24 protein-coding genes, 1 tRNA gene and 1 pseudogene are annotated in these 21,083 nt (G+C 69.3%); 13 read left to right on the top strand and 13 right to left on the bottom strand.

What is annotated here, in order from left to right:
* Positions 1 to 28 precede the first annotated feature (28 nt).
* Genes ACSQ4M_RS07460 through ACSQ4M_RS07435 form a run of 6 tightly spaced genes read left to right on the top strand, consistent with a single transcriptional unit; the run spans position 29 to position 5,063 of the window.
* Positions 29 to 310 carry a muconolactone Delta-isomerase gene (locus ACSQ4M_RS07460; protein ID WP_436188950.1) on the top strand — a complete coding sequence of 94 codons (282 nt, stop codon included), beginning with the start codon at positions 29 to 31 and terminating at the stop codon, positions 308 to 310.
* Positions 311 to 313: 3 nt separating this feature from the next.
* Complete coding sequence (locus tag ACSQ4M_RS07455) at positions 314 to 1,291, top strand: Bug family tripartite tricarboxylate transporter substrate binding protein (protein ID WP_436188949.1); 978 nt, start codon at positions 314 to 316, stop codon at positions 1,289 to 1,291.
* Positions 1,292 to 1,295: 4 nt separating this feature from the next.
* Entirely contained in the window at positions 1,296 to 2,132 is an 837-nt protein-coding gene (locus ACSQ4M_RS07450) for an alpha/beta fold hydrolase (RefSeq protein ID WP_436188948.1), read from the top strand.
* Positions 2,129 to 3,019 (top strand): MBL fold metallo-hydrolase, encoded by an 891-nt coding sequence (locus ACSQ4M_RS07445; RefSeq protein ID WP_436188947.1) that lies wholly within the window; start codon positions 2,129 to 2,131, stop codon positions 3,017 to 3,019. Before ACSQ4M_RS07450 ends, ACSQ4M_RS07445 begins: the two co-directional genes overlap by 4 nt.
* 38 nt (positions 3,020 to 3,057) lie before the next feature.
* Positions 3,058 to 4,038, top strand: a complete 981-nt coding sequence (locus tag ACSQ4M_RS07440) for a Bug family tripartite tricarboxylate transporter substrate binding protein (RefSeq protein ID WP_436188946.1) — start codon at positions 3,058 to 3,060, stop codon at positions 4,036 to 4,038.
* A gap of 2 nt (positions 4,039 to 4,040) precedes the next feature.
* Positions 4,041 to 5,063 (top strand): D-2-hydroxyacid dehydrogenase family protein, encoded by a 1,023-nt coding sequence (locus ACSQ4M_RS07435; RefSeq protein WP_436188945.1) that lies wholly within the window; start codon positions 4,041 to 4,043, stop codon positions 5,061 to 5,063.
* Between the two features lie 307 nt (positions 5,064 to 5,370).
* Here ACSQ4M_RS07435 and ACSQ4M_RS07430 read toward each other — a convergent pair whose 3' ends face one another.
* Positions 5,371 to 6,075 (bottom strand): GntR family transcriptional regulator, encoded by a 705-nt coding sequence (locus tag ACSQ4M_RS07430; RefSeq protein ID WP_436188944.1) that lies wholly within the window; start codon positions 6,073 to 6,075, stop codon positions 5,371 to 5,373.
* A gap of 184 nt (positions 6,076 to 6,259) precedes the next feature.
* Here ACSQ4M_RS07430 and ACSQ4M_RS07425 point away from each other — a divergent pair, with 184 nt between their 5' ends.
* The 6 genes from ACSQ4M_RS07425 to ACSQ4M_RS07400 are packed head-to-tail and all read left to right on the top strand — an operon-like array spanning position 6,260 to position 10,947.
* Positions 6,260 to 7,120 carry a fumarylacetoacetate hydrolase family protein gene (locus ACSQ4M_RS07425; protein WP_436188943.1) on the top strand — a complete coding sequence of 287 codons (861 nt, stop codon included), beginning with the start codon at positions 6,260 to 6,262 and terminating at the stop codon, positions 7,118 to 7,120.
* A 56-nt stretch (positions 7,121 to 7,176) separates the two neighbouring features.
* On the top strand, positions 7,177 to 8,157 hold the full coding sequence (locus ACSQ4M_RS07420; protein ID WP_436188942.1) for a Bug family tripartite tricarboxylate transporter substrate binding protein: 981 nt from the start codon (positions 7,177 to 7,179) through the stop codon (positions 8,155 to 8,157).
* A gap of 25 nt (positions 8,158 to 8,182) precedes the next feature.
* Positions 8,183 to 8,761: an amino acid synthesis family protein gene (locus ACSQ4M_RS07415; RefSeq protein ID WP_436188941.1), complete on the top strand. Its 579-nt coding sequence runs from the start codon at positions 8,183 to 8,185 to the stop codon at positions 8,759 to 8,761.
* Positions 8,761 to 9,750 carry a zinc-dependent alcohol dehydrogenase family protein gene (locus tag ACSQ4M_RS07410; protein WP_436188940.1) on the top strand — a complete coding sequence of 330 codons (990 nt, stop codon included), beginning with the start codon at positions 8,761 to 8,763 and terminating at the stop codon, positions 9,748 to 9,750. Before ACSQ4M_RS07415 ends, ACSQ4M_RS07410 begins: the two co-directional genes overlap by 1 nt.
* A gap of 19 nt (positions 9,751 to 9,769) precedes the next feature.
* Complete coding sequence (locus ACSQ4M_RS07405) at positions 9,770 to 10,333, top strand: VOC family protein (protein ID WP_436188939.1); 564 nt, start codon at positions 9,770 to 9,772, stop codon at positions 10,331 to 10,333.
* Positions 10,334 to 10,362: 29 nt separating this feature from the next.
* Positions 10,363 to 10,947, top strand: coding sequence for a malonic semialdehyde reductase (locus ACSQ4M_RS07400; protein WP_436188938.1), 585 nt, complete (start codon positions 10,363 to 10,365; stop codon positions 10,945 to 10,947).
* A 94-nt stretch (positions 10,948 to 11,041) separates the two neighbouring features.
* On the opposite strand, the gene ACSQ4M_RS07395 is transcribed toward ACSQ4M_RS07400, so the two are convergent.
* The 6 genes and pseudogenes from ACSQ4M_RS07395 to hpaH form a co-directional block, all read right to left on the bottom strand.
* Positions 11,042 to 12,037, bottom strand: a complete 996-nt coding sequence (locus ACSQ4M_RS07395) for a 2-dehydropantoate 2-reductase (protein WP_436188937.1) — start codon at positions 12,035 to 12,037, stop codon at positions 11,042 to 11,044.
* Positions 12,034 to 12,972, bottom strand: a complete 939-nt coding sequence (locus tag ACSQ4M_RS07390) for a fumarylacetoacetate hydrolase family protein (RefSeq protein WP_436188936.1) — start codon at positions 12,970 to 12,972, stop codon at positions 12,034 to 12,036. Before ACSQ4M_RS07390 ends, ACSQ4M_RS07395 begins: the two co-directional genes overlap by 4 nt.
* A complete protein-coding gene (locus tag ACSQ4M_RS07385; protein WP_436188935.1) occupies positions 12,969 to 13,853 on the bottom strand; it encodes an extradiol ring-cleavage dioxygenase in 885 nt (294 codons plus the stop codon). Before ACSQ4M_RS07385 ends, ACSQ4M_RS07390 begins: the two co-directional genes overlap by 4 nt.
* Positions 13,854 to 13,864: 11 nt before the next feature.
* Complete coding sequence (locus tag ACSQ4M_RS07380; RefSeq protein ID WP_436188934.1) at positions 13,865 to 15,343, bottom strand: aldehyde dehydrogenase; 1,479 nt, start codon at positions 15,341 to 15,343, stop codon at positions 13,865 to 13,867.
* A gap of 14 nt (positions 15,344 to 15,357) precedes the next feature.
* Positions 15,358 to 15,738: pseudogene (locus tag ACSQ4M_RS07375) on the bottom strand (aldolase/citrate lyase family protein); the annotation flags it as partial.
* Positions 15,738 to 16,541 carry a 2-oxo-hept-4-ene-1,7-dioate hydratase gene (hpaH, locus tag ACSQ4M_RS07370; protein WP_436188933.1) on the bottom strand — a complete coding sequence of 268 codons (804 nt, stop codon included), beginning with the start codon at positions 16,539 to 16,541 and terminating at the stop codon, positions 15,738 to 15,740. The gene hpaH and the pseudogene ACSQ4M_RS07375, both read right to left, overlap by 1 nt.
* A 123-nt stretch (positions 16,542 to 16,664) precedes the next feature.
* Here hpaH and ACSQ4M_RS07365 point away from each other — a divergent pair, with 123 nt between their 5' ends.
* Positions 16,665 to 17,645, top strand: a complete 981-nt coding sequence (locus ACSQ4M_RS07365) for a LysR family transcriptional regulator (protein ID WP_436188932.1) — start codon at positions 16,665 to 16,667, stop codon at positions 17,643 to 17,645.
* Positions 17,646 to 17,889: 244 nt separating this feature from the next.
* On the opposite strand, the gene ACSQ4M_RS07360 is transcribed toward ACSQ4M_RS07365, so the two are convergent.
* From ACSQ4M_RS07360 to rpsM, 6 genes are all read right to left on the bottom strand, one after another.
* Positions 17,890 to 17,966, bottom strand: a tRNA-Met gene (locus ACSQ4M_RS07360).
* A 25-nt stretch (positions 17,967 to 17,991) separates the two neighbouring features.
* The gene (gene rplQ / locus ACSQ4M_RS07355; protein WP_436188931.1) at positions 17,992 to 18,393 is read right to left on the bottom strand and encodes a 50S ribosomal protein L17; all 402 of its coding nucleotides are present in this window, start codon (positions 18,391 to 18,393) and stop codon (positions 17,992 to 17,994) included.
* Between the two features lie 74 nt (positions 18,394 to 18,467).
* A complete protein-coding gene (locus tag ACSQ4M_RS07350) occupies positions 18,468 to 19,457 on the bottom strand; it encodes a DNA-directed RNA polymerase subunit alpha (RefSeq protein ID WP_056671768.1) in 990 nt (329 codons plus the stop codon).
* Positions 19,458 to 19,565: 108 nt separating this feature from the next.
* On the bottom strand, positions 19,566 to 20,189 hold the full coding sequence (gene rpsD / locus ACSQ4M_RS07345; RefSeq protein ID WP_056671766.1) for a 30S ribosomal protein S4: 624 nt from the start codon (positions 20,187 to 20,189) through the stop codon (positions 19,566 to 19,568).
* Positions 20,190 to 20,286: 97 nt separating this feature from the next.
* Entirely contained in the window at positions 20,287 to 20,691 is a 405-nt protein-coding gene (gene rpsK / locus ACSQ4M_RS07340; RefSeq protein WP_056671764.1) for a 30S ribosomal protein S11, read from the bottom strand.
* 18 nt (positions 20,692 to 20,709) lie between these two features.
* Positions 20,710 to 21,075, bottom strand: a complete 366-nt coding sequence (rpsM, locus tag ACSQ4M_RS07335) for a 30S ribosomal protein S13 (RefSeq protein WP_056671761.1) — start codon at positions 21,073 to 21,075, stop codon at positions 20,710 to 20,712.
* Positions 21,076 to 21,083 lie beyond the last annotated feature (8 nt).

Genomic DNA, 21,083 nt, shown 5'->3' with positions numbered 1-21,083 from the left:
CCCTACGACCAACCCAAGGAGACATCCCATGCTGTACTGCACCCGCATCCAGGTCCGCATTCCCGCCGACATGGCCCCCGAAGCCGTGAACGCCCTGCGCCAGCGCGAGAAGGACCGCGCCGTCGAGATGCAACAAGAGGGCAAGCTCGTGCACCTGTGGCGGGTGGCCGGCCAGGCCGCCAACGTCAGCGTCTGGGACTGCGCCAGCCATGACGAATTCCATGCGCTGCTGTCCTCGCTGCCGATGTTCCCGTACTTCGAGATCGAGGTGATCCCGCTGGCCCGCCATCCGTCCGCCATCGCCGGCTGAACCATGCGGTACCCGAACCGGCGCCGCACCATCGCGGCCCTTGCAGGCTCGGCCGTCGCCTGGCGCGCCAGCGCCCAGGCGTCCTGGCCCGATCGGCCGATCAAGCTCGTCGTGCCCTATCCGCCCGGTGCCGCGCTCGACACCGTCGGCCGCGTGGTCGCCAAAGCGCTCGAAGCGCGGCTCGGCCAGCCGGTCGTGGTGGAGAACCGCGACGGCGCGGGCTTGCAGATCGGTACCGCGGCCGTGGCCCGCGCCAGGCCCGACGGCAACACTTGGCTCATCAACGCGCTCGACGTGTTCACCTTGCTGCCGCAGGTGTCCAGGACCCAGACCTACGCCGTCGACAAGGACCTGGCCTACGTCGCGCGCATCGCCAGCGTGCCCTACGCGGTGCATGTGAACGCTGGCGTGCCGGCCCGCACGCTGCCCGAATTCATCGCGCTGGCCAGACAGCAACCCGGCCAGCTGCGCTACGGCTCGCTGGGCGCCGGTTCGCTGCCGCATGTGGCGATGGAGTGGCTGGCCGATGCCGCGGGCATCCGCCTGCTGCACGTGCCCTACCGCGGCATGGCGGCCGTCACCAACGACCTGCTGGCCGGCCACATCGACACCGCCATCGTCTCGCCTTCCACCATGGCGCCGCATGTCGCGGCCGGGCGGGCACGCACGCTGGCACTGCTGTCGGATCGGCCCAGCCCGAGCTGGCCGCAGATTCCGACCACGGCCGACAGCGGGCTGCGCGGCGTGAACGCCGAGCTGGGCATCGGCTGGGTCGCCCCCGCCGGCCTGCCGTCCGCCATCATCCAACGCATGGCCGACGCGCTGGCGGCGGTGATGCAGCAGGACACCGTGCTGCGCCAGCTGGCCGAGCGTGGCCTGGACCCCGCCTACCTGCCGGCCGCCGCGTTCGGCGCGCTGGTCAAGGCAGACACGCAGCGCTGGAAGGAAGTGCTGGGCCGTGTCCGCATCACACTGGACTGAGCGCATGACCACCGTGCACACCACCCAACGGCATTCCGCGCGCGGCGCGGTGCAGATCGCCTACCAGACCGAAGGCGAAGGCCCCCAGGTCTTCATCCTGCCTTCGCTGGGCCGGGGACCGGCCGACTACGATGCCCTGGCACCGCTGCTCGCGCAGGCCGGCTTCACCGTGGTCCGCCCCTGGCCACGCGGCCTGGGCGCCAGTCAAGGTCCCATGGACGCGCTGGACCTGGCCGAACTGGCCGACGACGTGCTGGCCGTGGTCGAGGCGACCGGCGCACGCCAGCCCGTCATCGCCGGCCATGCGTTCGGCAACTTCGTTGCACGCACGCTCGCGGCGCGCCACCCCCGTGCCGTGCGCGGCGTCGCCCTGCTGGCCGCTTCGGCCGGCAAGACACCGGGCGGCGAGCCGCCGATCACGGCGGAGCTGATGGCCTCGATCTATGCCAGCGGCGACCTGACATTGCCGGCGCAGGAGCGGCTCGCGCATCTGCGGCGCGCCTTCTTCGCACCGGGCAACGATCCCACGGTCTGGCTCGACGGCTGGCATCCTGCGCTCAAGCAGGCCCAGGGAAAAGCCTATGCGCAGGCGCGCGTCGAAGACTACTTCAACGCCGGCGGCGTGCCGCTGCTCGACCTACAGGCCGATGAAGACACCATCGCTCCGCGCCGCTATGCCCGCGTGCTCCAGGACGCATTGGGCAGCCAGGTCACCGTGTCCGTCATTGCGCGGGCCGGCCACGCGCTGGTGCCCGAGCAACCTGCGGCGGTGTGTCAGGCGCTCGTGGCCTGGATGCGCAGCCTGCCCCCCGCACCCACCACCCAAGGAGACTCCCCATGATGTTCCAGTCCCGCCAGATCGGCGATGTGAAGGTCACACGCATCCTCGAGTACACCGGCCCCACGCATGCGCCGGGCTTTCTGCTGCCCGATCTCGAGACCGAAGCCCTGGCCGCGAATGCGGACTGGCTCGCGCCCAACCACTGGGTGCCGCACATGAACAAGCTCATGCTGACCGTGCAGCTGTGGGTCGTGCACGCCGGCCCGCACGTGATCGTGGTCGACACCGGGGTCGGCAACGCCAAGCCTCGCAGCGGCATCGCGCGCATGCACATGCTCAACACGCTGGTGCCCGAGTGGATGGACGCCGCCGGTGCCAGGCCCGACCAGGTCACACACGTGGCGCTGACCCACCTGCACATCGACCACGTGGGCTGGTGCACGCGCTGGCAGGACGGCCGCTGGGTGCCGACCTTCCCCAATGCCACGTACTACCTGCCGCAGGACGACTTCCTGTTCTGCGAGAGCGGGCGCAACAAGGTCGAGGGCATGGACGTGTTCGGCGATGCCTTCTTCGACAGCGTGATGCCCATCGTCGACGCCGGCCTGGCCAAGATGCTGGTGCCCGGCGACGAGATCGCCGACTGCCTGCTCAGCGAACCCGCGCCCGGCCACAGCCCGGGCCAGGTGACCTACCGGGTGCGCTCGCGCGGCGAAGAGGCCATCTTCAGCGGCGACGTGCTGCACAGCGCCATGCAGGTAGCGCGCCCCGAGATCAACTCGGCCTACTGCATCTGGGCCGACCAGGCGCGCCAGACGCGCTTCGCGCTGCTGGACGCCGCGGCCCGGCGCGAAGCGCTGATCCTGCCCGTGCATTTCGGGGCACCGTACTGCGGCTATGCCCGCCGCCAGGGCGAAGGCTTTCGCTTCGAGCCGGCCGTGTGGTGACTTCGGCGACATTCCAACGACAACCAGGAGATCATTCCATGCCATTTCGCCGCCGCCAGCTGCTGGCCCTGGGCGCTTTGGGCGCTTTCGCCATGCAGGCACAGGCCGCCGAGCCCGCCGCCTTTCCGAGCAAGCCCGTCACCTTCGTGGTCCAGCAGTCGCCGGGCTCCACCGGCGACCTCGTCGCCCGGGCGCTCGGCGACGCGCTGTCCCGGCGCTGGGGCGTCGGCGTGGTCGTGGAGAACAAGCCGGGCGCCAATGGCATGCTGGCCACTTCGCAGGTCGCGCGCGCCAAGCCGGACGGCTACACGCTGCTGGTCTCGGGTTCCACGCCGCTGGCCTTCAATCCGCACCTGTACCCCAACGTGCCCTACGACCTGCGCAAGGACTTCAGCTACATCGCGCCGATCCAGGACGCGCCCTTCGTGCTGCTGGCCAGCCCCAGGAGCAAGCTCACGAGCTACGGGCAGTTCGTGGCGGCGGCGCAGGCGCGGCCCGGCGAGCTGACCTATGGCAGCGGCGGGGTGGGCAACTCGACCCACCTGGTCATGGAGATGGTGGTGGAGGCATCCAAGACCACGCTGCGCCACATCCCGTTCAACGGTGTCGGCCCGGCCATGCTGAGCACCATGACGGGCGACACCGACCTCATGGTCAGCGTGCTGCCCAGCGCGCTGGGCCAGATCGCGGGCGGCAAGGTCGTCGCGCTGGCGGTCTCGGGCAAGGCCCGCGTGGCGCAACTGCCCAACGTGCCTTCGTTCGAGGAACTCGGCATCCAGGGACCACCGACGCCGGGCTCGCTGGTGCTGATCGGGCCGGCCCGCATGCCGCAGCCGCTGGTCGAACGCATCAACGCCGATGTGCGCGTGGTGCAGCAGGAGGAAGCGCTGCAGGCGAAGTTCCGCGAGTTCCAGACGCAGATCTTCTCCGGTCCGCCATCCGCCGGTGCCGGCCGCTTCCTGCGCGAGTACGAGGAATGGGGTGCCTTCATCAAGGCGCGCGGCATCCAGGCGAACTGAGGATGGCACAGCACGACGCCCATTCCCCGGCACGCCTGCGCTGCGTGGTGCTGGACGACACGCTGCACGTGGCCGCGGACTGCGCCGACTGGTCGGTTCTGCGGGATCGCGTCGATGTCGTGTTCGTACACGAGCACCTGGCCGATCAGGACCGCCTCGTGGCCGCACTGGCAGATGCCGACATCGTGGTGCTGATGCGTGAACGCACGGCCTTCGGCGCCGACATCCTCCAGCGGCTGGACCGCCTGCAACTGATCGTCACGGCCGGCCAGCGCAATGGCGCGCTGGACGTGGCCGCGGCCACGGCGCGCGGCATCCCCGTGCTCGGCACGCAGATCCTCGAGACCCCGGCGGTCGAGCTGACCTGGACGCTGATCCTGGCACTGGCCCGTCGCCTGCCCCAAGAACTACGGGCCATGCACGCGGCCGGTCCATGGCAAAGCGGCCTGGGCACCGACCTCGCCGGCGCGACGCTGGGCGTGATCGGCCTGGGCCGGCTCGGCGCACGGGTCAGCACGGTGGCGCGCGCCTTCGGCATGCGGGTGCTGGCCTGGAGCCACAACCTGGACGACAGCCGCTGTGCCGCATGCGGCGTCGAGCGCGCGCCGAGCCTGACCGCGCTGCTGCGTGCATCGGACTTCGTGTCCATCCACAGCGTGCTGTCGGCGCGCACGCGCGGCCTGATCGGCACTGCGCAACTGCAGGCCATGCGTCGCAGTGCCTTCCTGGTCAACACCTCGCGCGCGGAGATCGTCGACGAGGCCGCCCTGCTGCAGGCGCTGTCCGCCGGCACCATCGCGGGTGCCGGGCTGGACGTCTTCGCGCAGGAACCCCTGCCGCCACAGCATCCGCTGCGCAGCCTGCCCCAGGTGGTGGCCACGCCCCACATCGGCTATGTCACGCACGGTCTCTACCGGCGGATCTACCGCGACGTGGTCGAGGACATCGCGGCCTGGCTGCAGGGACGGCGGCTGCGTGAGGTGACGGAGCAGCATCCCGCACGCGCGGCGCCGGCCGGGACCTGAGTCAGGAGCGGAACGACCGGCGTGCCACAGGACGCCGCGATCACGCACCGCGGCGCCCGGCACAACGCATTCCTGTTCGGCCTGTACGCAGGCGACCGCACGGTCACGGCCATGCCGTTCTTGCGCTCTTCCAGCACCACACCGGCCTGGACCAGCGCCGTCCCACCGACAGTGTCGATGTTCTTGATCGCATTGAGCCTGGGGAGACAACCAGGGCCGCTGGGGCCGCGGCGAGCCGCTGCACAACCGGGCGGCCTGATCCTGAAGTGCGTGCGAGGCACGGCCAGCCGGCCGCGCCGGCGAAGCTTCAGTTCACCGCCCGCGCGTTCGCGCGCATCGCCACCTCGGCATTGCGCTGCGTGCTGCGGATGTGCTCGGCCAGCAGCGCGCAGGCGGTGTCGGCATCGCGCCGCAGCACGGCATCCATCAGCCGCCGGTGCTCGGCCGACTTGCGGCGCGACACCTGGCGGTGCCGGGCTGTGAAGCGCCGGTAACGCTCGGCCTGGTCGAACAGGCTGGCGCTGAAGCGGCGCTGACGCTCGGAAGGGCAGGCATCGAGCAGCGACAGGTGGAAGGCGCGGTGCAGTTCGCTCCACTCCTCGTCCAGCACCTGCGGCCCGTCGCTGAGCCGCGACTCCACCTTCTCCAGGCGGTGGAAGGCCGCCACGATGGCCGCCTCCCAGGCGTCGTCGCCCGCCGCGATGGAGCCGCGCAAGGCCTCGACGTCCAGCATCAGCCGCATGTGGGTGATGTCGTTGAGGTCGTCCAGCGACAGCGCAGCCACGCGGAAGCCGCGCCGCTCGTCCGCCCGCACCAAGCCCTCCTGCGCGAGCCGGCTCAGCGCCTCGCGCAGGGGGCTGCTGGAGTAGCCGTAGTGCCGCTGCAGTTCGTCGAGCTTGAGCTTGCCGCCGGGCACGAAGGTGCCGGCCAGCACGTCGTGGCGCAGGCTGCGGAAGGCTTGCTCGGTCAGGGGAGCGCCGGCATCGGCGCCCTGGGCGGTCGTCGTGGTCATGGGCAGACCGATTCTATGCACGAAGCCGGCGCTGCGGCGCATCTGCGTTTCTCCACGCACCAGGGTAAACGAGCATGAAATTGACTTTGCGCCTTTTTTGATTTTTATGCATAAAATTTGCCGCGTGCATGAACGACATACGCCATGCGACGACCCCGCCACCCTCCCGAACCGAAAGCTGACCATGAAACTCCTGTCCTATCTCCACGCTGGCCGTGAAACCTGGGGCGTCGTCCTGAACGACGGCGTCGCCGAACTCGCCGGCCGCACCGGCCACGCCACCCTGGCCGACTTCATCGCGAGCCCCGACTTCGCGCGTCGCGACGCGCTGGTCGACGGACTGAAGGCCGAGGTGCCGCTCTCGGACGTGCAGTTCCTGCCCGTGATCCCGCGGCCCGAGAAGATCGTCTGCGCCGTGCGCAACTACATGGACCACCACCAGGAAGTGATTGCCGCCGGCATGCAGCGCGAGCTGTCGGAGGAGCCCCCCATCTTCCTGCGCGTGTGGCGCTCGCAGACGCCGCACAACGGCCCCATCGTGCTGCCGCGCGTGTCCGAGACGCTGGACTGGGAGGGCGAGCTCGCCGTCATCATCGGCGAGGGTGGCCGCGACATCGCCGAGGCCGATGCGTGGAAGCACGTCGCCGGCTACAGCATCTACAACGATGGCAGCGTGCGCGAATGGCAGTTCCACGCCAAGCAGATCGCCTCGGGCAAGAACTTCGAGTCGACCGGCGGCTTCGGCCCCTGGATGGTGACGGCCGACGAGATCGCGCCGGGCCGCGAGCTCAAGCTCGTCACGCGTCTGAACGGCGAAACGGTGCAAGCCAGCCACACCGGCCACATGATCTTCAGCATCCCCAAGCTGATCCAGTACGCCTCGACCATCTTCACGCTGGTGCCCGGCGACGTGATCGCCACCGGCACGCCGGCCGGTGTGGGCTGGAGCCGCAAGCCGCAGCGCTTCATGAAGGCCGGCGACGTGTGCGAGGTCGAGATCGAAGGCATCGGCACGCTGCGCAACCCGATCGTGGCCCAGGGCTGACGACTCTCGCTGAACAACAAGCCGCCCGCGCACCGGGCGGCCAAGGAGACATGCACATGCAACGACGCGACATCCTCGCCCTCACTGCCGTTTGCGCCGCCTGCACCGCTGGGCTGGCCGGCCCGGCCCTCGCCGATCCCGCCTATCCCGACAAGCCCATCAAGCTGCTGCAGGGCTTCGCGCCCGGCGGCAACGCCGATGCCATCGCCCGTGCCGTGGGCGTGGAAATGGGCAAGACCCTGGGCCAGCCGGTGGTGGTGGAGGCGCAGACCGGCGCCGGCGGCACCATCGCCTCGGGCACGGTGGCGCGCGCCAAGCCCGATGGCTACACCCTGCTGCTGGCCACCGGTGGGCATGCCGTCGCGGGCGCGTTGTACAACACCCTGCCCTACAAGACGGTGGCGGACTTCGAGCCCATCTCCACGATCACCTTCTTCCCGTTCCTGCTGGTGGTGCGCGCCGACGCGCCATACCAGTCGTTCGCGGACGTGCTGAAGCTGGCGCGCACCAAGGCCGATGCCGTGTCCTACGGCACGGCCGGCATCGGATCGACCCACCACCTGGCCGGCGAGCTGCTGGCCAAGACCGCCAAGGTCCAGATGCTGCACGTGCCCTTCCGCGGCGATGCGGCGTCCATCACCTCGCTGCTGTCGGGCGACGTGCCCTTCATCATTGCGCCACCCACGGCCGTGATGTCCAACATCCAGGCCGGCAAGCTGCGCGCCATCGCCACCACCGGCCCCCAGCGCTGGCCTGGGCTGCCGCAGGTGCCGACGGTTGCCGAACAGGGCGTGTCGGGTTATGAGGTGCGCTCCTGGGCGGGCCTGATGGCGCCGGCCGGCACACCCAGACCCATCGTCGCGCGCCTGAACGCCGAGGTGCAGAAAGCCCTGCAGGTACCCGCCGTGCGCCAGCGCCTGGAGGACATGGGCGGCGAGGTGCGCGGCAGTACGCCGGAAGAGATGAAGACCATGCTGGGGCGCGAGCTGGACCGCTGGGTCCACGTCGTGGCCGACGCCGGCATTGCCAAACAATGAACCCCTGCTCCAACCGAGGCGCACCATGTCCCTGATCGAGATCCGCAAACGCAGCCTGACCATCGAGACCACCTACCACGAGGGTGGCCCGCCGGTGGACGTGCCGCTCAAGCTGGCCGCGGCCTGCGCCGTGATCCGCAACCCCTATGCCGGCCGCTACGAGCCGGACCTGATGCCCTTCATGGCCGAGCTGCGCAGCCTGGGCACGCTGCTGGCGCAGGAGCTCGTGGACACGCTGGGCCGCGACAAGGTGGAGGTCTACAGCAAGGCCGCCATCGTGGGCGTGGACGGCGAGATGGAGCACGGCGCCGTCTGGCACGAGGCCGGCGGCTGGGCCATGCGCGCGGCGCTGGGCGAGCCCAAGGCCATCGTGCCGGCGGCCAAGGTCGTGGCCGGTGCCGGCTACCGGCTCATGGTGCCGCTGCACTACATCCACGCCTGCTACGTGCGCAGCCACTTCAACAGCATGGAGGTCGGCATCCAGGACGCACCGCGGCCCAAGGAGATCCTGTTTGCGCTGGTCATGGGCACGGGCGGGCGCGTGCATGCGCGCCTGGGCGGGCTGACCACCGCGCAGGTGTCCGTCCACGACGGGCAACGCTGATGCGCGCCATCCAGTTGCAGGCCCCGGGTGGGCCCGAGGTGCTCGACTGCGTGGACCTGCCGCTGCCCGAGCCGGGCCCCGGCCAGGTGCGCGTGCGGGCGGCGGCCATCGGCGCCGGCGGCCCCGACGTGCTGATCCGCAACGGCACCTACAAGTGGATGCCGCCCATGCCGGCCATTCCCGGCAACGAGATGGCCGGCACGGTGGACGCGGTCGGCCCCGGCGTGGACGCGGCCCGCACCGGCCAGCGCGTGCTGGTCAGCGCGCGCGAGCTGCCCCAGCGCGGCGGCTGCTATGCCGAGGCCATCTGCGTACCGGCCGAGGCGCCCTTCACCCTGCCCGACAGCATCGCCTTCGACGACGCGGTGAGCCTCGGGAACTTCCAGCTCGCCATCGCATTGCTGGCCAGCAACGGCAACGCGCCTGCCCAGGCCATCCTCGTGCCCGGCGCGGCCGGCGGCGTGGCCACGGCCCTGGCGCAGGTGGCGCGCGACCGCGGGCTGCGCGTGATCGGCACCGCCTCCTCGCCCGAGAAGCAGGCCTTCGCGCGTGAGAACGGCGTGGACGCGCTCGTGGACGCCAATCCCGCGCGCATCGCCGCGCAGGTGATGGCGCAGACGGACGGCCGCGGCGTCGACCTCGCCTTCGACCACCTGGGCGGCGCGCTGTTCACGGCCTGCCTGCACGCGCTGGCGCCCTCCGGCATGCTGGTGTCCTACAACATCGTCAACGGCCCGCCCGATGCCGATGTCTTCACCGAACTGCGCAAGCTGCTGGGCCGCAGCCTGGCTGTGCGCACGTTCTCGATCCACGCCGTGGACGCCGACCGCACGCTGCGCCGTGGCCTGATGGAGCAGGCCATCGCGCTGATGGCCGCCGGCCGCGTGCGCGCGCCGCGCGCCAGCCGCTTTCCGCTGGCCGAGGCGCGCCACGTGCACGCGCTGCTCGACCAGGGCGGCACGCTCGGCAAGATCGTCCTGCATCCCTGACTGCCCCGGAGCCTTTTCCATGGACACCCCCTACCAGCCCAACCTGTCGCACTGCGGCATCTTCTGCCGCGACATCGAGGCGATGAAGCGCTTCTATTGCGGCGTGTTCGACATGCAGGAGACCGACCGCGGCGTGGGCTTCACCTTCCCGTTCACCATCGTGTTCCTGAGCGGGCGCAACGACCAGCACCACCAGCTGGCGCTGGCCTCCAGCCGCGGTCCGGACAGCCCCAGCACCGTGATGCAGCTCTCGTTCAAGGTGCAGACCATCGCGCACCTACGCGAAGCCCGCAAGCGCGCGCTGGAACTCGGCGCCACCAAGATGCGCGGCCTCAACCACGGCAACGCGCTGTCCATCTACTGCATGGACCCGGAGGACAACACCGTGGAGGTGTACCTGGACACGCCCTGGTACGTGAGCCAGCCGCACGGCGACACGCTGGACATCGACATGGACGATGCCGCCATCTGGCTTGATACCGAGCGCATCGTGCGCACCGATCCGAGCTTCATGCCGGTGGAAGAGTGGCAGCGCCGCTTCGCGGCCCGCACCCAGGCCGCGCGCACGGCCAGCCAGCCGTGACCCGACCGCCAACTTCCAGCACCGCACCCATGGCCGACACCGCCCTCACCCTCGACCAGATCTTCCTGAGCGCCCGCACGGCCAACGGTTTCACCGACCGGCCGGTGCCGCCCGAGCTGCTGCGCGAGGTCTACGACCTGGCCCGCCTGGGCCCGACATCGATGAACACGCAGCCCACGCGCTACGTGTTCCTGACCACGCCGGCCGCGCGCGAGCGCCTGCGGCCCGCGCTGTCGGCGGGCAACCTGGACAAGACCATGGCCGCGCCGGTCACCGCCATCGTGGCGACCGACACGCGCTTCTTCGAGTTCATGCCGCAGGTGTGGCATCGCGAGGGCGCGCGCGAGATGTTCGAAGGCAATGCCGCGCTGGCGCAGGCCACGGCCACGCGCAACGGCACCCTGGGCGGCGCCTACTTCATGATCGCTGCGCGCGCGCTGGGCCTGGATTGCGGCCCCATGAGCGGCTTCGACATCGCCAAGGTCAACGCGGAGTTCTTCCCCGATGGCCGCTGGCAGGCCAACTTCCTGATCAACCTGGGCTACGGCGACGACAGCAAGCTGTTTCCGCGCAATGCCCGGCTCGGCTTCGAGCAGGCCTGCCAGGTGCTGTAGGCCGGCAGGCGCTGCCGCGACACCACGGCCGCATGCAGGCCCGAGCGAGCATGGCCGCAGGCCTTGTGGTCGCCGGTGCAGTGGCCGTGCACGGCTACACCGCGCGCTCCTCGGGATACAGGCCGTGCACACGCCCGAACAGGCGCGCCAGCCCCAGCAATGCCGCGATGTTCGGCGTGGCCAGGCCCAGCCGATCGCCGATCTCGTGCGTCGCGCCGACGATGGCGTCGAGCTCGATGGGCCGGCCGGCCTCCACGTCCTGCAGCATCGAGGACTTGAACGCGCCGAGCTTGGCCGTGACGGCGTGGCGCTCCTCGGCGGTCTGCACGATCGGGCAGCCGATGCGCGCGCCGATGGCCGCGGCCTCCCCCATGGCGGCCGAGCAGAAGCCGCGCACCAGCGGGTCGGCCAGCATGCGGTCCAGCGTGGCCCCGGTGAACGCGCTGATGGGGTTCATCGTGAGGTTGCCCCACAGCTTGTACCAGATGTCCTGGCGCACGCTGTCGCTGGCCGTCGCGTCGAAACCGGCCTGCGCCAGCAGGGTGGCGACGCGGCTGGCGCGCGCGCTCGCGCCGCCCGCGGGCTCGCCGACGATCAGGCCCTGCCCCATGCGGTGCTGCACCAGGCCGGGCTCGGCGGTGGCCGCGCCCGCGTGCACCACGCAGCCGAGCACCTGTTCGAACGGGATCGCGGCGGCGATGGCGCCGCCCGGGTCCACGCTGTGCAGCGCTCCGTCGGCCAGACCCGCGACGCCCTTGCAGAACCACCAGGGCACGCCGTTCATGGCGGGCAGCACGACGGTCTGCGGTCCGAGCAGTGGACGGATGCCGGGCGCCAGCTGCACCAGCGCCGGAGCCTTGACCGCGATGACGATCAGGTCCTGCACGCCAAGTTCGGCCGCGTCGTCACTGGCCTGCGCCAGCGGACCGTGCAAGCGGCCGCCGGCGGTGTCCATGCGCCAGCCGTGCGTGCGCAGCGCCGCCAGCGTGGCGCCGCGGGCCAGCGCGCCGACCTGCGCCCGCCCCGCAGACGCCAGCCGCGTGCCGATGAAGCCGCCGATGGCACCAGCGCCGACGATGCAGACCTTCATGCCTGCAGCCCCTTGGCTGCGCGCAGGTTGGCCTTGAACTGCTCCGGCACGCGCTCGTCGAAGCCCAGCGCCACGCGCCGCACCTCGGGCGTGTCGGTGGGCATGTGGCCCACACCCAGCGCAGCCGCACGCGGTGCGTCGATGGCCACCACCGTGCCCTCCACGCGGCCGATGCCGGTGATCTCGCAGGCCACCACGTGGCCGGGGTCGACGCTGCGCGAATGGCAGGGCGTGCCCATCAGGATCACGTCGCCGGGCACCAGCGTGATGTGGCGCGCGATGTCGGCGATCACGTAGTGCGGGCCCCAGATGGTCTCTTCGCCGATGTGCGCCTCCTGTACCGTGAGGCCGTCCACCGTGGTGCGCAGCGTCTGCGCGAACAGGTTCACGCCGCGCACGATGCCGGGCCCGATGGGCAGCAGCGTGTCCGCCCCCTTCACGCGCAGCATGCTGCCCTGGTCGGTGTCGCGGAAGTCCTGCAGGCCCATGTCCAGCGCGGGGCAGAAGCCTTCGATGCAGTCCCAGGCTTCGTCGGGCGTCACGTTGCGGCAGGTGCGGCCGATCACCACCGCGTACTCGCCTTCGTAGTTGAGGTACTTGCAGTCGGCCGGTTTGAGGATCTGCCCCTTGTGGCCGTTCAGCGAGGTGGGCGGCTTGGTGAAGTAGGTCGGCGTCTCGGTGGGCTTGGGCTTGTTGCGCGTCTCCATGCTGCGCGAGCTGTAGCTGATGTGCACGGCGATGATCTTGCTGGGCGACACCGGCGGCAGGTAGGTCTGCGCCTCGGCGTCGAGCAGCCGGCCGTCGTCCAGCCGCAACTGGCCATCGTCCTGCATGGTGCCCCAGAAGGCGCTGCCGCCGAGCAGCACGCGGCGGCGCTCCACGCGCGGGCCGCGCATCACGGCGGGGAGTTCCTGGAAGGGAAATTCGAAGTTCATGCCGTGGCCTCTTGCGTGTCGAACCAGATGTGGATGTTGCCGGTGCCGCGCGCGTTCTCGTACGCGGACAGTGCCTCGCCCCTGGCGCGGCAGGCGGCGCCGCCCATGGCGCCCAGCATCTGCAGGTAGTGGGCGCCGAAGGCCTCCCAGGGCTTCTTGCGGTAGTCGCTGTCCCAGCGCGCGAGGATCTCGTCGTGCCGGCCCTCGGCCATCAGCGCGATGGCCTGCTTGTCGCTGGCGATGTTCTCTTCGGATGAGACATTGCTCTCGTGGAAGATGCGCGGGTGCTTGGGCTTCCAGTCGATGCCGTTGAACTTGTGCGAGAGCGCACCCGAGCCCAGCAGCACCACGCGCAGGCCGCTGGCGCGGATGCCTTCGGCGATGTCCTCGCCGGACTGCAGGAACTGCTCCCAGCGACAGTTCTGGCAGGAGCTGACGGTCACGACCGGGGTGTCGTCCAGCTCCAGCCGCAGGTGCTTGACCAGGTTGACCGTGGCGTAGTGCCGCCCCAGGTCGGGGTGGTCTATCACGCGCACATAGCCCTGGCGCGCGCGCGAGGCCGCCTCCAGCGCCCGCGCCAGCCGCGGGTGGCCACGGTAGGCGAAGGGCACGCCATGCAGGTACCAGGGCATTTCGTCGGAGATGTAGGTGCCGCTGTAGCCTTTGCCGCCGTCCACCAGGTGGTAGCCGGTGGTAAACCAGTGGCTGTCGAAGATCATGACCACGTCGGGCCGGGCGGCGGCGATCTTGTCGCGCAGCCGCGCGTAGCCGGCGATGAGGTCGGAGTCCTCGCCCGCGCCCATGGCGCGGCGGAACTCCTCGCACTGCATCAGGCCGGGGTGGTGCGACACGATGGCGGCGCCGGCGATCTGTCCAGTCATGGGGGATCCTTTCAACGGTGGCTGAAGCTGGCGCGGAAGGGCTTCTTGGGCACGACCACGTCCTTGATGTCGCAGAAGAACTCGAAGCTCCAGTCGCCGCCCTCGCGGCCCACGCCAGAGCGCTTGATGCCGCCGAACGGCGCGGCCAGGTCGCGGATGCCGAAGCTGTTGACCCAGATGAAGCCGGTGCGCACCTGCTGGGCCACGGCGGTGGCGTGCTCCATCTCGCCGTAGCAGACGCCGCCCAGCCCGTAGTCGGTGCCGTTGGCCAGGGCGATGGCCTCGTCGTCGCTGCCGAAGGTCTGCAGCGTGAGCACGGGGCCGAAGACCTCGTTCTGCACGATCTCGTCGTCCTGGCGCAGGTCGGTCAGCATGGTCGGCTGGAAGTACTGCGCGCCGAAGGGATGCGGCCCGCCGCCCCACAGCAGCCGCGCGCCGCCGTCCACGGCGCGCTGCACGAAGCCCTGCACGCGCTCCACCTGGCGCGGATGGATGATGGGGCCGACCTCGGTGGCCTCGTCACGCGGGTCGCCGATGGCCAGCTTCTCCACGTAGCCGCGCATGGCGGCGACGAAGCGGTCGGCGACCTGGGCATGCACCAGGAAGCGCGTGCCCGCCAGGCAGACCTGGCCGGCGTTGCGGTACATCAGCGCGCCGGTGGCGGCGGCATTGTCCAGGTCGGCATCTTCCAGCACGATGAAGGGGCTCTTGCCGCCCAGCTCCAGGCTGCAGGGCACGAGGTTGGCGCCGGCCGCCTGGGCGATCCACTTGGCGGTGGGCACGCTGCCCGTGAACGAGATGCGCGCGATGCGCGGGTCGCTGACCAGGCGTGCGCCAGTCTTGGCGCCCGTGCCCTGCACCACGTTGAACACACCGGGCGGCAGGCCCGCGGCATCGGCCGCCTCGGCCAGCAGCGAGCAGGTCAGCGGCGCCCACTCCGGCGGCTTCAGGATGCAGGTGTTGCCCGCGGCCAGGGCCGGCCCGAGCTTCCAGGTCGACAGCATCAGCGGCGCGTTCCACGGGGTGATGATGGCCACCACGCCGGCCGGGTCGTGCCGCACGATGTGGCGCGCCTGCTCGGTCTCGATGGGCCGGTTCTGCAGGTCCAGCGCGTGCTGGGCGAACCAGCTGATGTTGAGCATGGCGCGCGGCACCACGCCGTGGCGCATGCGCGAGAGCAGCACGCCGGCGTCGTTGCTCTCCAGCTGGCAGAAGGCGTCGGCACGCTTGCCGATCTCCTCGGCGAAGCGGTCGAGCACCGGCTTGCGCTCGGCCGCGGTCAGCTTGCTCCAGGCCGGGAAGGCCTGCTGCGCCGCGACGATGGCGGCTTCGACATGTTCGTCCAGCCCTTCGGCCACGCGGCCCAGCAGGCGCTGGTCGATCGGGCTGTGCAGTTCGAAGTGGCTCGCGGACGGCACGCGGCGGCCGCCGATGTAGTGGTCGGGCGAGACGGACAGGCCGTCGACGACGATGGGGTCGGACATGTTCATGCGTTCTCCAGGGGCAGCAGCTTGCCGGGGTTCATCAGGTGGTGCGGATCCAGCGCCCGCTTGATGGCCTGCACCAGCGCGCGCGCCTGCGCAGCGGTCTCCACCATCGGCACCAGCAGCGTGGTGGCGCCGATCTCCAGCACCTGCTTGATCAGCGCGGCGTCGCCGTGCGGGATGCGCACGACCGGGTGCGAGGGGTGCGGCGCCACGGCCTGCAGCGCGCCCAGCATGCTGCGCAGGTCGTTCGGCCCGTGCTCGCCGTCGATCAGCAGCCAGTCGAAGCCGGTGGTGGCGCACAGCTCGGCGCTGTAGGGGTCGGCCAGGCCGAGCCACTGGCCGATCTGCGCCTGCGGACGGGCCAGCGCGGCCTTGAAGGAGTTGGCGGGAACCGCCATCAGACGAACCTCAGCGAGATGGAACCGAGCGGGCCGTAGTCGGCATGGAAGGTGTCGCCGGCGGCGCAGGCCACCGGCCGGGTGAAGGAGCCGCCCAGCACGGTCTCGCCGGCCGCCAGGTGCTCGCCGTGCGGCGCGAGCTTGTTCGCAAGCCAGGCCACGCCGTTGCCGGGGTGGTTCAGCACGGCCGCGCCCAGGCCGGATTCCTCGATCACGCCGTTCTTGAACAGCAGCGCGCCGGCCCAGCGCCAGTCGACCTGGTCGGGCTTCATCGGCCGCCCGCCCAACACGATGCCGGCATTGGCGGCGTTGTCGGCGATGGTGTCCAGCACCTTGCGCGGCGCCTTGGTCTCGCGGTCGAACTGCTCGATGCGCGCGTCGATCAGCTCCAGCGCGGGCACCACGTAGTCGGTGGCGTTGAGCACGTCGATGAGGGTCACGTGCGGGCCCTTGAGCGGGCGCGCAAGGATGAAGGCGAACTCCACCTCCAGCCGCGGCACGATGAAGCGCGCCGCCTCGACCTCGCTGCCGTCGCGCAGCAGCATGCTGTCCAGCAGCGTGCCGTAGTCGGGCTCGGTGATCTGCGAGGCGATCTGCATGGCGCGCGAGGTCAGCCCGATCTTGTGGCCGATGGCGCGGCGGCCCTCGGCGAGCTGCAGGCGCACCCATTCGCGCTGGATGGCGTAGCTGTCGCCGATCTCCATGCCGGGGTGGCGGCGCGAGAACTGCGTCACCTGGACGCGGCTGGCCTCGGACTGCGCGAGTTCGCGCGCCAGGGCGGTGTGGGTGGGGGTGTCGAGCATCGTGTCTCCTCGCCGGGCGTGCGGCGTGCGTGGTCGTCTGGGGCGCCGCAGTGTCTGTGCGCTGGCGCTTGACCACAATCAATGGATTCAGCGCAGTTATCAAGCTGTGCTTGATAATGACGCATGTCCCTGACCCGTTTCACCCTGCGGCAGATCGAGGCGTTCGCGGCCGTGGCCGAAGCGCGCAATTTCGGCGCCGCATCCGAGCAGCTCGGCATGACGACGCAGGCCGTCAGCCAACTGATCGCCGAGCTGGAATCGGTGCTGGGCTTTCGGCTCTTCGACCGGACCACGCGCCGCGTCGACCTGTCCAGCGCGGGGCGCGACTTTCTCGGCTCGGCCGAGACCCTGCTGCGCCACGTGCACTCGGCCGATGGCGTGGCCGCGGACGTGCGCAACCGCGCTGCCGGCGTGGTGCGCATCGGCGCACCGTTGGTGCTGGCCAGTTCTGCCGTGCCGGCGGCGATCCGCGCCTACCAGGCCACGCACCCCAAGGTGGTGGTGCGGGTGCGTGACATCGCGGTCGACGCGTTGGTGGACGCGGTCTCTGCCGGCGATGTGGACCTGGCCCTGGGCCCGGACCGGCCGGTGCCGCCCAGCGTCTCGCGCGCGGTGCTGTTCGACAGCCTGTGGGTGCTGTGGTGCGCCCCGACCCATCCCCTGGCGCGGCACCGCGTGCTGCGCTGGGCCGACCTGAACGGCGCGCCGCTGGTGTCCGCGGGGCGGGACCATGAGCGCAGCGTGGCGCGCATGCAGCTCAGCGTGCCCGACGGTGAGCGGGTCACGCCGGTCGACGTGGTCGACAACGTCAGCACCGCACTGGGGCTGGCGGTGCAGGGCCTGGCCGCCACGCTCGGACCGGCCTACATCGGCGTGGTGGCCAGGCCCTTCGGCCTGGTGATGCGGCGCGTGGTCGACCCGGAGACGGTGCGCAAGGTGTGCCTGTACCGGCACACCTTGCGTGCCTCGTCACCCGCGACGGAAGGATTCGCGGAGCACCTGACGGAGTGGCTGCCGCAATGGGCGGCGCGGACGCTGGACGACGGTGCGCAGGAGCCCCGCGCCGGGAAGCGCAAGCCGCCCTTGCGGCGGCCGCCGCGGTAGCGCCCATTACGGTTGCGTTGCGGTGCAGAGTCCGCCACGCCCCCAGAACCTGAAGGCATTTCTGCGGAAATTGCCAACCATCGGTCGCGCTGCTTGACTCAACGGCGGCGAGGCCAACATCCCAACGGTCTGTAGCGGCGCAGGGTTTGACTTTCTGGGCCACCGCATGGGCCATGGCAGCCCAAAAACGACGAAGCCCGCATTAAGCGGGCTTCGTAAGTGACTATTGCTACTCACTTTTATTTGGTTGCGCGAGAAGGATTTGAACCTCCGACCTTTGGGTTATGAGCCCAACGAGCTACCAGACTGCTCCATCGCGCGGCAAGACAGCAAGTATAGCGTATTTTTACGCCTTGGCTTCTTCGGTGGAAGAAACTTCTTCAGAAACTTCAGCGCGGTCCACGAGCTCGACCAGCGCCATGGGCGCGTTGTCGCCGACGCGGAAGCCCATCTTCAGGATGCGCGTGTAGCCACCGGGACGTGCCTTGAAGCGCGGGCCCAGCACGTCGAACAGCTTGACGACGCTGTCGCGGCTGCGCAGGCGGTCGAACGCCAGGCGGCGGTTCGCCACCGTGGCTTCCTTGGCCAGCGTGATCATCGGCTCGACGACGCGGCGCAGTTCCTTGGCCTTGGGGACCGTGGTCTTGATGACTTCGTGCTCGATGAGCGAATTCATCATGTTGCGCAGCATCGCCAGGCGGTGCGAGCTGGTGCGGTTGAGTTTGCGGAGTCCGTGTCCGTGGCGCATGGTGATTTCCTTTCGTTATCGATCAGGGCGGCCGTGTCAGGTACCGCCCGTTCACCAGGTTGAGGGGGGAAAGATTATCGCTTGTCCAGACCTGCGGGCGGCCAGCTTTCCAGCTTCATGCCCAGGGTCAGACCGCGCGAGGCCAGCACTTCCTTGATTTCGTTCAAGGACTTGCGGCCCAGGTTCGGCGTCTTCAGCAGCTCGTTCTCGGTGCGCTGGATCAGATCGCCGATGTAGTAGATGTTTTCGGCCTTCAGGCAGTTGGCCGAGCGCACCGTCAGTTCGAGTTCGTCGACAGGACGCAACAGGATCGGGTCGAACTGCGCATTGCCGCGCGGTGCCGGTGCGTCGAACGCAGCCAGCTCGCTGCCTTCCAGCTGCGCGAACACGGCCAGTTGTTCGACGAGGATCTTGGCCGAGGCGCGCACCGCGTCTTCGGCGGTGATGGCACCGTTGGTCTCGATCTCGACGACCAGCTTGTCCAGGTCGGTACGCTGCTCGACACGGGCGCTTTCGACCGTGTAGCTCACGCGCTTGACGGGCGAGAACGAGGCGTCCAGCACGATGCGGCCGATCGACTTGGTCTGCTCGTCGCCATGGCGGCGCATGCTGCCCGGCACGTAGCCGCGGCCCTTTTCAACCTTGATCTGCATGTCCAGCTTGCCGCCTTGCGACAGCGTGGCGATGACATGCTCGGGGTTGATGATCTCGACGTCGTGCGGTGTCTGGATGTCGGCGGCCGTGACGACACCGTCACCGTCCTTGCGCAGGCTCAGCGTGACTTCGTCGCGGTTGTGCAGCTTGAACACCACGCCCTTGAGGTTCAGCAGGATGTTGACCACATCCTCCTGGACACCGTCGATGGACGAGTACTCGTGCAGCACGCCGGCGATGGTGACCTCGGTTGCCGAATAGCCCACCATCGAGGACAGCAGGACTCGGCGCAGCGCGTTGCCCAGCGTGTGACCGTAGCCGCGCTCGAACGGCTCCAAAGCAACTTTGGCCCGGTTCGGGCCAAGTTGCTCCACATTGATGGCTTTGGGTTTCAGCAGATTGGTTTGCATGCAGCTTCCTCTCAATACCCCCAGCTCGTTACACCGGTAAGGCTGGTGAAGTGCCTAGGCCCGCGTGCGTGCGGGCCCAGGAATAATTCGCTCGATGCGTCGCGCCGATCAGCGCGAATACAGTTCGACGATCAGCGATTCGTTGATGTCGGCACCGAACTCGTCGCGGTCCGGCGTCTTCTTGAAAGTGCCTTCGGCCTTGTCCAGGCTGACTTCCACCCAGGCCGGAATCCCGACTTGCTGGGCCAGTTGCAGCGCTTCGACGACGCGGTTCTGCTTCTTGGACTTCTCGCGCACGGCGACCACGTCACCGACCTTGACCGAGTAAGAAGCGATGTTCACGCTCTTGCCGTTCACGGTGATGGCCTTGTGCGAGACCAGCTGGCGTGCTTCTGCGCGCGTGGAGCCGAAGCCCATGCGGTAGACCACGTTGTCCAGGCGCGATTCCAGCAGCGACAGCAGGTTGGCACCGGTGTTGCCACGGCGGCGGTCGGCTTCTTCGAAGTAGCGGCGGAACTGCTTCTCCAGCACGCCGTACATGCGCTTGACCTTCTGCTTTTCACGCAGTTGCAGACCGTAGTCGCTGGTCCGCGAACCCGAAGTGCGACCGTGCTGGCCGGGCTTGGAGTCGAACTTGGCCTTGTCACTGATCGAGCGGCGGGCGCTCTTCAGGAACAGGTCGGTGCCTTCGCGGCGGGAAAGTTTGGCCTTGGGGCCGAGATAGCGTGCCACTTGGTGTGTCCTTTGAATCAACTGCTGCCGCGGCATGCGGCAGGAGCCGTCGGTCAGATGCCGACGGCGGTGGGCTTATGAGAGAAGCGTGAGCCGCTCAGATGCGGCGGCGCTTTTGCGGGCGGCAGCCGTTGTGCGGGACCGGCGTCACGTCGGAGATCGACGTGATGCGGATGCCCAGCGCACCGAGTGCACGAACAGACGACTCGCGACCGGGGCCGGGGCCCTTGATCTCGACGTCCAGGTTCTTGATGCCCTGCTCCATGGCCGCACGGCCAGCCACTTCCGATGCCACCTGGGCAGCGAAGGGCGTGGACTTGCGCGAGCCCTTGAAGCCTTGACCACCCGACGATGCCCACGACAGGGCGTTGCCCTGGCGGTCGGTGATCGTGATGATGGTGTTGTTGAAGGAAGCGTGGACGTGCGCAACACCGTCGGAGACGTTCTTGCGGACCTTCTTGCGCACGCGTTGAGCGGCGTTGTTCGACGGTTGCTTAGCCATGGTGATCTCTCAATCTCTTTACTTCTTCAGGGCCTGGGCGGCCTTGCGCGGACCCTTGCGGGTACGGGCGTTGGTGCGCGTACGCTGGCCGCGCATGGGCAGGCCGCGGCGATGGCGGAAGCCGCGGTAGCAGCCGATGTCCATCAGGCGCTTGATGTTCATCGTCGTTTCACGGCGCAGGTCACCCTCGATCGTGAATGCGGCGATCTGGTCGCGGATCTTTTCCAGATCAGCGTCCGTCAGGTCCTTGACCTTCTTCGCGTAGTCGATGCCGCAGGCTTCGCAGATCTGGCGAGCGCGGGTGCGGCCGATGCCGAAGATCGCGGTCAGGCCGATTTCGGCGTGCTTGTGCGGCGGAATGTTGATACCAGCAATACGTGCCATAACGTCCT

This window comes from Pseudorhodoferax sp. LjRoot39 (assembly GCF_964253035.1).
In the GTDB taxonomy this organism is placed as follows: Bacteria; Pseudomonadota; Gammaproteobacteria; order Burkholderiales; family Burkholderiaceae_C; genus Pseudorhodoferax.
This window is presented reverse-complemented; position numbering and strand designations above follow the sequence as displayed.